The 13,578-nt window shown below is 62.2% G+C and carries 15 protein-coding genes; 9 read left to right on the forward strand and 6 right to left on the reverse strand.

What is annotated here, in order from left to right; all coding sequences use genetic code 11:
• Positions 1-5: 5 nt before the first annotated feature.
• Both HG800_RS28145 and HG800_RS04655 read right to left on the reverse strand, forming a co-directional pair.
• Entirely contained in the window at positions 6-1,652 is a 1,647-nt protein-coding gene (locus HG800_RS28145) for an ABC transporter permease (protein ID WP_169974224.1), read from the reverse strand.
• Positions 1,649-2,473, reverse strand: coding sequence for a sugar phosphate isomerase/epimerase family protein (locus HG800_RS04655; protein ID WP_169974226.1), 825 nt, complete (start codon positions 2,471-2,473; stop codon positions 1,649-1,651). Before HG800_RS04655 ends, HG800_RS28145 begins: the two co-directional genes overlap by 4 nt.
• A gap of 695 nt (positions 2,474-3,168) precedes the next feature.
• Between HG800_RS04655 and HG800_RS04660 the strand changes: the two genes are divergently transcribed.
• Complete coding sequence (locus tag HG800_RS04660; RefSeq protein ID WP_169974228.1) at positions 3,169-3,495, forward strand: TPR end-of-group domain-containing protein; 327 nt, start codon at positions 3,169-3,171, stop codon at positions 3,493-3,495.
• A 39-nt stretch (positions 3,496-3,534) separates the two neighbouring features.
• On the opposite strand, the gene HG800_RS04665 is transcribed toward HG800_RS04660, so the two are convergent.
• Entirely contained in the window at positions 3,535-4,386 is an 852-nt protein-coding gene (locus HG800_RS04665) for a hypothetical protein (protein WP_169974230.1), read from the reverse strand.
• A 210-nt stretch (positions 4,387-4,596) separates the two neighbouring features.
• Here HG800_RS04665 and HG800_RS04670 point away from each other — a divergent pair, with 210 nt between their 5' ends.
• Positions 4,597-5,364 (forward strand): SDR family NAD(P)-dependent oxidoreductase, encoded by a 768-nt coding sequence (locus tag HG800_RS04670; RefSeq protein ID WP_169974232.1) that lies wholly within the window; start codon positions 4,597-4,599, stop codon positions 5,362-5,364.
• Between the two features lie 95 nt (positions 5,365-5,459).
• Here the strand turns inward: HG800_RS04670 and HG800_RS04675 are convergent, their stop codons facing one another.
• Positions 5,460-5,792 (reverse strand): hypothetical protein, encoded by a 333-nt coding sequence (locus tag HG800_RS04675; RefSeq protein ID WP_169974234.1) that lies wholly within the window; start codon positions 5,790-5,792, stop codon positions 5,460-5,462.
• A gap of 183 nt (positions 5,793-5,975) precedes the next feature.
• On the reverse strand, positions 5,976-6,800 hold the full coding sequence (locus tag HG800_RS04680) for a CAP domain-containing protein (RefSeq protein ID WP_169974236.1): 825 nt from the start codon (positions 6,798-6,800) through the stop codon (positions 5,976-5,978).
• A gap of 366 nt (positions 6,801-7,166) precedes the next feature.
• Between HG800_RS04680 and HG800_RS04685 the strand changes: the two genes are divergently transcribed.
• From HG800_RS04685 to HG800_RS04695, 3 genes are all read left to right on the forward strand, one after another.
• The gene (locus HG800_RS04685; RefSeq protein ID WP_169974238.1) at positions 7,167-7,982 is read left to right on the forward strand and encodes an exonuclease domain-containing protein; all 816 of its coding nucleotides are present in this window, start codon (positions 7,167-7,169) and stop codon (positions 7,980-7,982) included.
• A 202-nt stretch (positions 7,983-8,184) separates the two neighbouring features.
• A complete protein-coding gene (locus HG800_RS04690) occupies positions 8,185-8,733 on the forward strand; it encodes a DUF6580 family putative transport protein (protein WP_169974239.1) in 549 nt (182 codons plus the stop codon).
• Positions 8,730-9,452, forward strand: coding sequence for a (5-formylfuran-3-yl)methyl phosphate synthase (locus HG800_RS04695; protein ID WP_315851969.1), 723 nt, complete (start codon positions 8,730-8,732; stop codon positions 9,450-9,452). Before HG800_RS04690 ends, HG800_RS04695 begins: the two co-directional genes overlap by 4 nt.
• A gap of 78 nt (positions 9,453-9,530) precedes the next feature.
• Here HG800_RS04695 and HG800_RS04700 read toward each other — a convergent pair whose 3' ends face one another.
• Positions 9,531-10,298, reverse strand: coding sequence for a DUF433 domain-containing protein (locus HG800_RS04700; protein ID WP_169974240.1), 768 nt, complete (start codon positions 10,296-10,298; stop codon positions 9,531-9,533).
• Positions 10,299-10,704: 406 nt separating this feature from the next.
• On the opposite strand from HG800_RS04700, the gene HG800_RS04705 reads away from it, so the two are divergent.
• From HG800_RS04705 to HG800_RS04720, 4 genes are all read left to right on the forward strand, one after another.
• A complete protein-coding gene (locus tag HG800_RS04705; protein ID WP_169974241.1) occupies positions 10,705-10,992 on the forward strand; it encodes a hypothetical protein in 288 nt (95 codons plus the stop codon).
• 202 nt (positions 10,993-11,194) lie between these two features.
• Positions 11,195-12,190, forward strand: a complete 996-nt coding sequence (locus HG800_RS04710) for a hypothetical protein (protein ID WP_169974242.1) — start codon at positions 11,195-11,197, stop codon at positions 12,188-12,190.
• Between the two features lie 181 nt (positions 12,191-12,371).
• Positions 12,372-13,160 (forward strand): metalloprotease, encoded by a 789-nt coding sequence (locus HG800_RS04715; RefSeq protein ID WP_169974243.1) that lies wholly within the window; start codon positions 12,372-12,374, stop codon positions 13,158-13,160.
• Positions 13,157-13,480 (forward strand): hypothetical protein, encoded by a 324-nt coding sequence (locus HG800_RS04720; protein ID WP_169974244.1) that lies wholly within the window; start codon positions 13,157-13,159, stop codon positions 13,478-13,480. Before HG800_RS04715 ends, HG800_RS04720 begins: the two co-directional genes overlap by 4 nt.
• Positions 13,481-13,578: the final 98 nt, after the last annotated feature.

The raw sequence follows: 13,578 nt of genomic DNA on the forward strand, positions 1-13,578 counted from the left end.
TGAAGTCAACTGATCACGTTATGAAACGATCGGAGCGTTGCCGAGGTGACAGCCACGGTCAGTCCACCGACTGCCGCGTACAGCCCGAGCAACACCAGTCCGACTCCGCTGATCCGGCTGTCAACGCCGAAGTGCATTTGCCCCCAGAGGAACACGGTCAACGAGTCCATTCCCGCGGGCGTGACCAGGTTCGTGATCGGAAGCTCTCCCATGGCCAGCACGAAGGCCACGAGCCAGGCACCAGCGATCCCCCGAAGCGACAAGGGAACAGCCACCCGCCATACCCGTTGCCAGGGGCCCCAGCCATCCACCTCGGCCGACTCCAGGACGGCAAGCGGCACCCTGCGAACGGCCGGCCAAAGCACCAGGACCGCAAACGGCACCGTACGGATCATGGCACCAAGAATGACGATCAAGGATGTATCATAAAAAATCGGAACATGGAGATACGCAAGTTTTAAGGCCATTCCCGCGACCGGCCCCGGCATTGCGAGCATCAAGGCCAACAAGGTCACGATGCCCACCCGCCAGGCCCCTCGGGTCCGCAGTTGCCACGAAAGTCCCCAGGCCAGCACCACGCTCAGGCTCGCGCCAATGGCGGCAACGATTCCGGTCTGAACGAGCGGCGCGCGAACCTCGGCCATCGCGTATGCGAGCGACTCGGCCAGGCCCTCCACGGACCATCCCGGGGCGATCCCCCGGGCCGCGTCTCCTCCGATCCTGCCCGCTCGCCAGATCAAGGCAGCCAGCGGCGGCCCAAACATCGCGACCGAGACTCCCCAAACCATTCCTGCCGCCGGCCATCGCCACCGACCCAGCAACCAGACCTGAGACGATCGGGTTCCGGTCGAAACACGAAAAGACTCAAAAATCTCTGTGAACCTTAGTGCAATGAGCAGGGTGCCCATCATGACTAGCGTCGGAGGAATTGCCACCAGAGCAACCGCCCAGGGAGGTCGGCCAAGTCCGTACTGAACGTAAGCCTCTTCGGCGTAGGTCCGCACCAGCAGCAGATCGGTGATGGTCATGTCGCCACTCGTCAGGACCGCCACCAGGAGCCCGGCCCCGATGATCGCCGCGGCGGATCGTCGGAGCGTCACCCCTGGCACGACGCGCCAGAGTGGCAGGTCCAGTCGGGCCGATTCTTCCAGCTCTGGCTCAACCCCCTTCAACCCTATCCCTGCCAGGAGGACCACCCAGGGCACTCCTGCCATCGCGTGCACGAAGGCTGCGCCTGTCCAGCCCACCAGCAAGGGCGACGTCCCATAAGCTTGTTGATATCCGGCGTTTCCAAATCCACCAATCCATGCCGCCGCATAGAGGGGCATGGGGACGAAGAGGGCCAACGCCATCATCCCGAGCACTGGGACCCGACCGGGGAGGTCTGTTCGAAACAGGCCCAGCGCGAGTGGGATGCCGAGCAGAAATGAGCCCAGGACTGCAAAGCCAACCACCCGCAACGTCTCAACCGCAGGGCCGGCGACCAAACCCGTCTCTCGACCAAACGCGGAGGCGTCGATCAGGCCCGCGCTGGTGGAAGGGCCTGCCTCTCCCTGCAAAGCGAGCAAGACCGTGGCCACAACCGGCCAGACCACGACCACCACAAGCGCGGCCCCGGTGACAACCCGACCCATCCCAACCGCACTGATCACGCTCTGAGCCCCGCCTCGCGCATCAACTGGCTGGTCGAATCGAACGCCTCCCGCACCCAGTCGAGAATCCTGTCCGGCTCGGGCGAATACTCAAGCTCGATCGAGATCGTGGCATCAGGGATGTTCAAGTGTTTGATCGCCTCGAGATAACCCGCGAACTCGACCACCCCCCGACCAGGTGGCAGATCGCCATGAACCTTGCCGTCGCAATCCGAAATATGAACATGAGCAACTCGACCGGAAAGCGCTACGATCTTCTCGGGCGGTTCTCCCGAGAGGACCAGGTGGGAAATATCCAGGTTCGCCTTCACGGTCGGATGGTCCACCGCGTCAAGGAAGCGGACCATCCCGTCGATATCTCGCACGAGCGAGAGCTCGAACGGTTCCAACTCCAGGGCAATCTCCAGGTCGAGATCCTCGGCATATTCGCCCAGGATTCTGACGTTCTGCACGCCGGTTTCCCACTGTTCTTCGGGGGGGATGACCTGCTTCTGCCAGATATACTCTCCGAGCACGAGCAACAGGTTTCGGGCCTCGAACTCGTAGGCCATGTCCAGGTATTTTCGGCAACGTTCCAGATGGAACCGTTGCACACTCGGATTGAAGTCGATCAGGCCGACCGCCACGCACGGCACACTGACAATCGGCAGATGAAGCTTGTCGCACGCATCCTTGATGAGTTTGCGTTCTCGAACGTCGATGTCCAGCGGATCGGCAAAAATGTCGATGCAATCGAACCCGATCTCCTTGGTCTTCTGGATGCCAAAGGCCGTTTCCCGACCGGCCTGGGCCCAGGCGGAGTTGATCAAACCAAGGTCCATGACCGTCCTCCTCGTCTCGACCATGCTGTTCCGAAGCATTGCAAACGGATCACGAGCACTCATTGATCAATGGCGATTGCTCCTGACGGTTTGCGACATCCTTTATGGTGCCTGCCGCCGAGCTTCTGGTCCAGTCCTCTCCTCGCTCCTGGAACGGGAGAGACCTGAGGAGACTGTTGCGTTGCTCACGCCAGTGAGGAATACTTAAGTTGAGGACACAAACGAGCATCTTCAAGTCGATTTCCTGCTCGATTGCTGGAGGCTTCATCACCATGCGACGAGGTCTGCGACTGCGAACGTTGACGGTCCTGGCAAGCATTCTCCTCTTCAGCATTTCCTGTCGCGAGCCTTCACCTGAGCTTGATCATTCATCAAGCAATGGGTCTACCGTAATCGATCCGAACACGACTCAGAATCCTCCTAAACCGGAGGAAAATGCCGATCCCGAAGACCTCGTAATTGATGAGGAACAAGGTGAGCCCCTCGCACTCGATCAGATGGATCTCGACCAACACTCTCTGGAAGAGTTGCTCGAGATCCTCGATCGCCGGGAGGCACCCGATGACCGGAGAATTGTCCTCGAAGCCGTGGTTCGCCGAGTTCCTAATCACCGAATGGCGCTCTTGAGTCTGATGGAGGTGACTCAAACGATAGGTGTGGATCTCGCGGTCCAGGAAGGTCGACGTGGGGAAAGCATGCCTTACCTGAACCGGTCGGCTGAAGTCGGTCGCATGCTCCTCGAACTTGATCCGCCGCCAAATAACGAGGAACAAAAATATATCAGCGCTACGTTTTATAACGAGGCGTGCAATCTTGCGCTTGAGGGGGACATTGACCTGGCACTCGACCGGCTTCGCGAGGCGCTCGAACTTGGTTTCAGCGATCCGATCATCTGGGGTGATCCGGAACTGGATGCACTGAGCGATCGGAGCGAATTTCAGGAACTCCTCGACCAGTATCGAGATCAGCTCAGCCTCCCCGAACCAGACGCGACCGACGTGCCGATTCCGGAGAGTCCTTGACCGGAGGCAATGCGGGTCGTCGCGTCTGTTCGGTCAGGGTCAACGCACCTCAACGGTTGAGTGGAATCCGGGGGGCATTGGCAAGCGTTCGAGTTCGCGTCGAAGGGCAGGGCGTTGCCAGGGACGAGCCGCTTCGGCCCGGATGTGAACGCGAGTCCCGACTATGAGCAATTCAATTGAACGAATCCGATCAGCTTCCTGTTGGATGATGATGCGTTGAAGATGTTGCTTCAGTGCTTCGGCCGAGGCCGGGTCGCCCGGCTCAAGGTTCCCGGGAAGTGTGACGCGCACGGGAAGGCTCAGGGATCGTGAGGCGGAAAAACGGCTGGTCAGCCTGTCGAACATCGTTCCAAAGATTCCCGAACGTTCTGGGCCGATCGACCGTGAGCCTCGGTTCCGATCGGATCGATCGACTCCCTTGGCCTGCTGTTTCGCTGAGGATTCCTGGTCTGGTCCTGGCGGCAAGAAAGGGTTCACGTTGACGGAATCGGTTGATTCGGCTCCGATCGGCGGTGCAATCGTGGTCGGTGGCAGGGGCGTCGTCTCCAGCGAGGAAAGCTCCGGGGATGAGCCACTCAAGGGTGTCAGGATTTGAATCCCGTCAGGCACGTCCTCTGAACGATGCGGCGCAGGTTGCCCAGTGCTCGACGCGGCATGAATGGGCCGCGTCGGAGTGAAGTTCAAGAGCGGTGCGGAGGCGGTCTCGTGAGGAAGGGGAGAAGTCGGTTGCGGCATCGGTGGGAACGGAATCGGCGGCGCCGAGTGGACCTCTTCCGAGAGAATCTCAGCCGGGGGCTGCAAGACGAGTCCCGAACGATCCTGGGCTCTCGAAGCGGTCTGGAACCCGACCAGCAGGACGGGCAGAGTCATGACCAGTAACCATCGGCGCATGACCATCACCCTCCATCAGTTCGATCCAATCCTCGAATCATTCGCGGAGTTTCCAATGATTAAGTCGGCTGGTGGCTCGGAGTTGGGAGAGCATGGTGGGACGGTTTCACTTCCGAGGGAAGCAATGGCACCGGATACGACGGTCAGAACCTCTGATCCGAGGAGTCGGCAGAGGACGATTGGTACGTTGAGCGTAGGAGCAGACCGCCTTTGAAACGCATTCGTGCCCGATCGGCCATCGTCACCGGAGCCTCCAGCGGAATCGGTGCCTGCCTGGCAGTTCAACTGGCGCAGCAAGGGATCCACGTAGGCCTGACCGCCCGTCGTGCTGATCGTCTGGAGACGCTGGCCCGATCGATTCAAGACGCCGGGGGCGTGGCGGTTGTAGCTCCGGCCGACGCGGCAGATCGACAGGCCACGACCGAGGCGATCGGTCGGCTTGAACACGAACTTGGACCGGTCGATCTGTTGATCGCGAATGCCGGGCTTGGTCGCAGTTCGCCAGCCGTCGGCTTTTCGGCCGAGGTGGTCGAGGAGATCGTCCGCGTCAATCTGATCGGGGCCTCCGTGGCAATCGAGGTGCTCTTGCCGGGCATGCTCAATCGAGGGAGAGGTCAGATTGTCGGCATGAGCAGCCTGGCCGCGTTCCGAGGGTTGCCCGGGTCGAGTGCCTATTGTGCGAGCAAGGCGGCCCTCTCGACTCTGCTCGAAGGGCTTCGTCCCGAACTTAGAAGGCGAGGTGTCCTGGTCACGATCGTTCATCCTGGCTTCGTGAAGACACCCATGACTGAGCAATCGCGACATGTGCAGCCGTGGATGATGGACGCCGATCGAGCCGCATCGATCATTCTCAACGGTATCGCCAGGGGGCGACGCCGGGTCGATTTCCCTGCGCCGACCCTGGCCTTGATGAGACTGGTCCGTCTCTTGCCTGCACCGATCTTCGATCGGATCGCCGCGCGAGTCCTTTCGACGTGAGGTCGCACGGCGATTGGGGGAAAGCACCCCATGAGGGTCGATCTTGCCTCGGTGAACGTGAGGCGTCGGACCCTCGAACATGGCAACACCGAGACTCAGAAGCCCGGCGGACAACCGACGATGATCTGTCGCATCTCGCCGAGAATTCCGGCAGGAACCCCGATGAACGTGGCCGAGGCCAAGCGGTGCGCCGGGTGGGGCTTGGCCGTTTGGTAGTATTCGACCGGTTTGCGCAGTAAGGGGTGTCGATCGACGAAGGTCGCTCGACTGGGTTGGGTCAGCATCGGGTCGCTCAATGCCGGGTCGATTGACACGAGGGAAGGGTCCATCGCGACCGATTGGTTGCGGATGAATTCCTTGCGATGACATCCCGTGGTCAAGGTCGCCAGCACGGCAAAGAGCATGACCCATCTCGCTCGTGTCGACATGGGATCCGTCCTCCTTCGGGCGCAAGGTTGAGAGGCAACCGCTCGGTTGCCGAACACTTCGCCGAGCGAAGTCTGACACCAGACGAAGGAGAAATCCAATCGACAAGGCGCTCTTCGGAGGGCGGACTTATGTCCTGGGGCAATCGTGTCGGTTGGATGGGCCGAAGAGATCCCAAAATGGGTTCATGGCGATCCTTCCTTGCCTTCAATCAGGAGGATTGTCCAGAATGGACGGCCGTCTTCGGCGTTCGCGTAGCCGATCCCGACGCGATCAAAGGGACCGAGCAGGTTTTCACGCTGCGGGGCAGACGCGGTCAACGCATCAAGCACTTCCTCCGGACCGGGGTTGCCCGAGGCGACACTCTGCGCGAGGCGACGGTACGGGATGTCTGCCTCCCGAACACGATCAACGATCGACGGGCCTGATGGCTTCAGGGAGCCCGATCTGGCCATTTCCTGGGAATGAGCCTGGGCGATGCGATTGAGGCCTTTGTCGGAGGCCAGGGGATCGAGGTCTTTCGTTGACCGGAACATGTTAATTTGATTGAGCAAAGAGGCGGCGGCCTCCTTGGGATCACGCTGAGGGATTGGGGTGGCGAAGACGACAAACCAGTAGGGGCGGCCCATGTCGTCGTCAGCACAGGCGGCTCCCATCTCCTCGAAGTCACCGAGAATGTTGCGCCGGTGGCCGGCGCTGTCCATCCAGCCTTCCATGACCTCCTCGGCCGATTGCTGGCCGGCGGCGACATTCTCGCCGATCGCTCGATAAGGGTATCTGACCTGCGTGACGCGATCGGCCGGGGTCGAACCATCAACCCCTCGATGACGGGCCTTGCCCATCTCGATCATCCCGGCAACGTGGTTCTGGGCGGCCTGGCTCAAGGTCGGCGAGAGGGAGAGCGGAGGCAGGTCGCGCTCGGCTCGAATTTCATTATGAAACCTCAGCAGGTCCTGGATGATCGGGGCGTTGTCGGCCAGATCTGGGTCTTCTCGCGGGATTGAGGGCACGGGGGGATGGCTCGGGAGTGTCCTCAACGCTCCCTGGCAGCCAGAAAACCCGAGAATCCAGGATAGGGAAAGCAGGGCCAGTCGGGCTGGCAATCGCGAGGAAACCGTTTGGTGCGATGGTGGCATCGGGATCGGTCCTCCGGATCGCTTCACCCGGGAGCAGGGTCGGACCAGGAACGAAGGATCATGTTGAGGGGCCAAGGGGATCGATCTTCTGGAGGGGCTGAAATCGGTCAAGCCCGATTGGTCGGTCTCCCTCGGGTGGTTGATTCAAGGAAACTGGGCGGTCGATCGGCTTCCGTCGTAGAATGAATCGGCTCGATCCTGGGCGGGTGGCCCTCGATCGAGCATCGAAGCGAGGCGATCATGCCGGGCAGCCGGATCGGACCATCTGTGGCGATTGACCTGGAGACGACCGGCCTGATTCCGGGGGTTGATCGAATCGTCGAGGTCGGTGCCGTGCGATTCGACGGAGAAGGCCGGGTACTGGATCGGTTCGATCGGCTTGTTCATCCCGGTCGCCCGATGAGCCCCGCTGCCGAGCGGATCCACGGTATCTCCGATGCCATGCTGGCCGAGGCCGAGCCGAGGGAGGTCGTCCTGCCTGCCTTCTTCGATTGGCTTCTGGACAATCGGCCGCACCGGGTCTTGGCTCATCATGCAAGGTTCGATGCAGGATTCCTCGGGAATGAGCTGGCGGCGATTGGTCGGCAGATGCCGGGCATTGAAATCACCGATACCCTGGCCCTGGCCCGTCGTCGCTTGCCGAAGGCCGGAAGCCACCGGCTTGATGCGGTCGCCGAGCTGCTTGGGGTCGCTGCCGGCCCGGCTCACCGAGCGCTGGCCGATTGCGAGCGGGTTCGGGGGCTTTGGGTGGCCCTTGACGGCGAGGCGGGGCCTCACGTGCGCTATCCGATTGCCGACCCCGTTCAGGAGCAACTGATCCCCTGTGGCTGGGAAGGGCTCTCGGCGGCGATCGCGGCCGGGCATCGGCTTCAAATCTGCTACGAAGGGGGCTCGCGGGGCAGCGGGCCAAGGGAAATTACCCCTCGGCGATTGATCCACAAAGGGGGCGCAGCGTATCTGGTGGCCTTCTGCCATCTGGAGCGGTTTGAGAAAGCCTTTCGCCTGGATCGGGTGGTGTCGTTCGATCTGATTGAGTCGGCGAGGCCGGTGGCATAAGGCCGGGACGGGCTCGGAGGGGAAGCGGCTGGAGAAGGTCCGTCTCAAGCCCGCTTGATGATCCGACTTCGGGCGGCTAAGGTAGTGATTCTGGGGCTGTTCCGGCCGATTCCAATGGGAAGGGTCGAGACAACGGCCCGATCCGGATCGGCGGTCGGTCGGCCGACGATCGGTGACGTACCGAACTGCTGTCGAGGCTCGCATGACCACCGCCTTTCTCCTGATCTTGCTGGGTGTGTTTGCCCGGCTCAATCCCGAGCATCTCCACAACCTGGTGCCGCTGGGAGCCATCGCGCTTTATGCCGGGGCCAGGCTTTCGCGACGCTATGCCCTGGCCGTTCCGCTGGTGATCATGGTGGCGACGGACCTGGTGATCGACCTGGTCTATTACCCTCAGTTTCGCCGGGGGCCGCTCGACCCGACTCGGTTGGCCGTTTACGGGTCATACCTGGCGATCGTCTTACTCGGGCGATGGACCAGCCGGGATGCGAAGTTTGTGATGCCGGTCGGGATGGCGGTGGTCGGATCGTTGATCTTCTTCGTGGTGACGAACTTCGCGGTCTGGGCCTCGGGCGTCTCGCTTCAGCCGAGTACGTTTTCCGGCCTGATCGCCTGCTATGGTGACGCGGTTCCCTTCTACCGGGCGACCCTGGTGGCCGACCTGAGCGGGGCAGTGGTTCTGTTCGGGCTCGATGCGGTGCTGAGGCCGGTTCTTTCGGCACGTCAAGTCGCTGCGGCCGAGGCCAGGTGAGCCGACCCTTGAGACTCGGAGCGAGGCCGGGCTTGCTCGTCAGCGTCAGGTCGTCGGCCGAGGCGATCGAGGCGGTTCTGGGTGGTGCTTCGGTCGTGGATGTCAAAGAGCCGAGCCGAGGTCCTCTCGGCTGCGCGGAGCTGAGCGTCTGGAAAGCGGTCCGGGAGGCGGTCCCCCCCGAGGTTCCCGTGAGCGTGGCGCTGGGGGAACTGCGAGAGTGGGTCGATCGCTCTCCACCACCTGCCCAGGCTTTTGCGGGGATCGCGTTTCGGAAGCTCGGGCTATCGGGGATGCTCGGGAACGACTGGGAACGGGACTGGAGCCAGGTTCGGGAATCGTTCGGCCCGGGTCCGCCCTGGATTGCCGTCGCGTATCTGGATGCCGATCGGGCCGGTGCGCCGGATCGACGAGCGATTCGAGACGTGGCAGTGTCGATGCCTGAGTGCGCCGGGATCTTGCTCGATACCTGGGACAAATCGCGGCCGGCCCCAATTGAGCCGATTGACCTTGCCTGGTTCGAGCCGATCCGGCGAACCGGGCGACTGATCGCGCTGGCGGGAGGACTCGATTCGACCGCGATCGAGCGGCTCAGGTCACTCTGTCCCGATCTGTTCGGGGTTCGGGGAGCGGCCTGTGCCGAGGGGGATCGCGGTGGCTTCGTCGAACGCGGACGAGTACGTCAGCTTGTTGAGGCGATCGAAGTCGCTTCGAAAGGATGATTACCCGTTCCGGTTGAAGACCTCTCGTGGTCGGAGCGTGCGCTCCGTTCCTGGCACGCCACCTGGAACGAGCGACGGTCAACCGGACGGATCGTCGGGTAAGTCGTCAAGGACGGGTAAGCCGGGAGGATAAGGACCGTCGGCGAGGTCGAAGGGACCGCAGAGGCCTTCGGCGTCGCAGGCGCGGCAGGCGGCGATGTCGGCTCGGGTGAGGCCGGGATACCAGGTCATCAGTTCCTCCTCGGTCTTGCCGTCGGCGAGCCAGGCGGCGACGTCTTCGACCTCGCGGCGGAGACGGAGGATGACGGGCCATTCCTCGCTCATGCTACGAACGAGGGCAATGTGAATGCGCCAGTTGGCGTAGGCGTCGGCAATCTCCTCGGAGGTTGATTCGGGAGGAGAGGGAGGCGGTTCGGGGGTGGGATCGGGGGGAGGGGACGACGTCTTGCCCTTGGCTGTTTTCGGTGAGGGGTTCGCGGTGGAGCCGGTCCCTTGATGCTCAAGGTGACGCTGGAGATCCTTGCAGGCGGTGCGGTAGTTGCGTTCGGCGAGGCTCTGGAAGCGGCACCAGGCGAGGTCGGGGATCGCGGCCTCCGGCTCAAATCGAGCGGCGCGTCGGAGGCGGTTGGCGGCGAGGACGACCATCTCGGCATGGAGCCGGGCGAGCACGTCGATGGGGTCGAACTGGGCGAGCCAGGACCTGGTGAGGTCGTCGAACTGGTCGTCGCTTGCGTCTCGGAGCATCAACAGCCCCATTGGGGCAACGGTGACGCCTTCAACCGGTGGGGGGACGATTTGAGCGAACTGCGGGAACTGATCGGAAGGGAGGGGGTCGTGCGAAGACATCGGAGAGCACTCGGGGCCGCTGGGCCGGTCGATCGACCATCGGGAACGGTGTCCGTTGGATTCCGCTCCTCGATTCCCCCGATGTCCTCGATTGAGCACGGGGGCGGGTGATTGCCGATGGCTCCTCCCCCCTCGGTCCGCGCGACGATGCCGGCCGACGGGGCTTCGAACGATCCCGCCGGCAACCCCTCTTGAGGGACCGCGTGGAGGATCGAGGGTGAGTGCTGAGCAGAAGGGAGGCAGGTGCTCGCGGTCTGACTCAGGGCCCTTAACTTTATATCATCGTGTTTTTGACCGATTTAATCACAAAATCCGTCAAAAATTCCAAAAAAAGCTTCATGACGGTTGATCTCCCCGGGCTGCGCGCGGAAGGTCAGGTTAGGGGGCAGCCGATCGATGGGGCGGTTTGGTCCGACAGGTCGTTCGAGAATATTTCGAGTCGGGAGACGAACCTCTTTTCAAGTTGTACTTCAACGACGAATATGACTGGGCCGATCGGCTCCGGGGAGGTTTGGCGATGGATGGGAACTCACTCTGGAGCTGGATCAAGCTCGGCCAGTTGCTCGCAAAGCTCTTGCCAGGGGAGATGGAGGCCCGTTATGGGCACATCATCGCCCGAAACGAAGCCCAGCAGGAGCGTGAGCGAGCCATGAAGGCAGCCATGAAGGCCGAGGACTCTTCGCGCTCGAGCTGACTGATCGTGGCACGCGGTCTCGCCGTGCCACCGCAACCGAGTGTGCGATTCGCCGGTTCCCGATGGACGCGATCACGCCCCCGAGGCCCCTCGGGACCATCGGGTGCCGGGTTGTATGATGCCCTGCGCGTCGATGACCGAACCCGCCTGAACCTCATTCCCCTGTCGCTTCGAAGCCTCTTTTCGATTCAGGTTCATTCCCATGCGTCAGATCGCGTGCATCCTCCTTTTGCTGATTGGCGGTGTTAACTTCGGAGGTCAGCAGGCCAAGGGTTCGGACGACTCGACCTCGGGGACGGCGACGCTCCGGATTCAACGCATGGGGCGTACGGGTTGGTTGGGCCTCTCGGTGGTGGCCTACCTGAACGGGACTCAACTGGGGACGCTGGACACGGAGGAGTTCCAGGAGTTCACCTTCGAACCGGCAGAGAACGGCGTCAATACGCTGTCGTTCCAGGGGACTTGGTGGCAAGGAGATTCGTATTCCGGTGGGCACACGAGCTTTGTCGGGACAGCGGGCAGTGTGACGCGTGTTCTCGTAAGCGTGACGACGAAGGGGACGTTCGATTCCACCCCCGTCTATTTGACCCATATCAGGACCGAGAAGGAGGGGGTCGCTAACGCCTCGGGAGAGCTGCCCTCGGAAATCATCAACAATCCGGCGTATCAGTTCCTGGTCTCCGACTCTTGTGCGGATCCCGGTTGGTTCAAGGCGGGGATCAACAAAGCGTATGCCAGGAAGAATCCCCAGGCGGACGAGCTGATGCTTGCCAAGCCCACCTTGCGGCTGCTTGCCTTTTCGGTCTTGCTGCTGCCGGTGCTCTCCATCGCCATCTTCCGGAGTGGTGACGAGGAATGGCAGCATAAGCCCTGGGAGAACGCGTTCGCGAGTGTCTTTGGCCTGGGCCTCCTCGTGCTCGGCGTGTTCCTGGCGGCCTGGATCGCGCAACTGGCGATGAATCTGCTCTGGTTCGCCGGCACGGGGAGCGAATCGACGTTCTCTTACTCGTTTGCTGTCTTCTGCGTTGTTTCCCTGACGATCCTGGCGATCATCGTCTGCACGGTGGAGCCGTTGCTCAAGGCCATTCAAGGTGGAGCACCGCTGACGCGAACGCTGGGAGTCTTCGGGATCGTCCTGAACGTGGCGGGGACGATCTTCACCCTGCGCGACCTGGTGAAGCTGTTCTGGTTCTGGTGAGCGGGGGCGGGCGGAAGCGCCCTCGGCTAGTCTCGGGAGATCGGTTCTCGGTATGATCTCCGGTTTGGGCGATTGGGCCGCGAGTGGTCGCTGGTCGCCGTGAGCTGGCACGGAAGAACGCCGGCCGCAGACCCGCATTGAGAGACCGAGTTCGATGACCCTTTCCAGGTGAGATTCCGCGATGCTGATGGGTCGTCCCGATACGACGCCGTATGACCTGCGCTTCCAGTTGCTCGGAGTTCCGGTCCGGATTCACCCGGCGTTCTGGATTGTTGGGTTGATGCTCGGGTTCGACCAGACCGATCCGAAACGGACCCTGGTCTGGGTGGCGGTGCTGTTCGTCTCGATCCTCTGGCACGAGATGGGGCACGCGATGGCCGCGGTCTGGAACGGCCTGAGGCCGAGCGTCGTGCTGTACTGGATGGGGGGACTCTGTTTCAGCGAGCGGGACCGGCTGGGAATCGGGGGGAACATCGCGGTGATCCTCGGGGGGCCGGGGGCAGGATTCGTGCTCGGACTATTGACGGTGATGATCGGCGCAGGGGTCGGGGGGCTAACGCTTCAGGATAACCTGGCTCTGTTCGGCCTGGGGTCGGGGAGCATCAGGGAGGCGATCTCCAAGTTCAACAGTCCTTATGTCTTGAGCTTTTATTACAGCATGCTGTTCTTCAATTTTGGCTGGACGCTCGTGAACCTTCTGCCCATCTGGAGCCTCGATGGGGGGCAGTTTCTGGCCCAGGTCCTCACGAGTCGTCACCCGTACCGAGGGATGCAGCAGACGTATACGGTGGGGATGATCGCGGCGGGCCTGGTCGCCTTGTGGGCGTTTTCGGCCGATCAGACCTTCCTGGCGATCTTCTTCGCGCTGTTCGCCTTCTCGAATTACCAGGGGAGGCGGGCCCTGCAGCAGCAAGGGGGCTATGGTTCGTTCGACGTGGACCGGGGCGACTGGTGGAAGCGAGGCCGGTGACGGAATCGATGGGGTGGATGCTGGCGGTCGTCGGGGGCGTGGCGGCCATCGCCTGGTTGGTGCGATCTGGGCGGCTTGGCGGGGGCGATTTCGTCATCCGGCTGGGACCGGGGGATCGGGTCGAGGTGACGGGGAAGGTTCCGAGGTCGAAGGTGCCGGGCATTGCGGGTTTCTTCCGGGATCAGGCCGGGGGAGTGCCGCGGGGGAGGATCGTGGGGACATTCGGGCCGGGAGGGACGCCCCGGCTCTGGTTTTCTCCAACGATCGGCCCGGCACTGCGGCAGCGAGCCCGGAATTTCCTGATTGAACACCTTCGCTGAATCGTCGCGCCCTTCCAATCGCGGGCCAATTATTCGAGAATCAAGCGTCTTGAGCCTGCGCCCCGATTTTGGCGCGCCGAACGTGAAAGTATTGCGAC

Origin of the sequence: Tautonia rosea (assembly GCF_012958305.1) — a bacterium.
In the GTDB taxonomy this organism is placed as follows: Bacteria; Planctomycetota; Planctomycetia; order Isosphaerales; family Isosphaeraceae; genus Tautonia; species Tautonia rosea.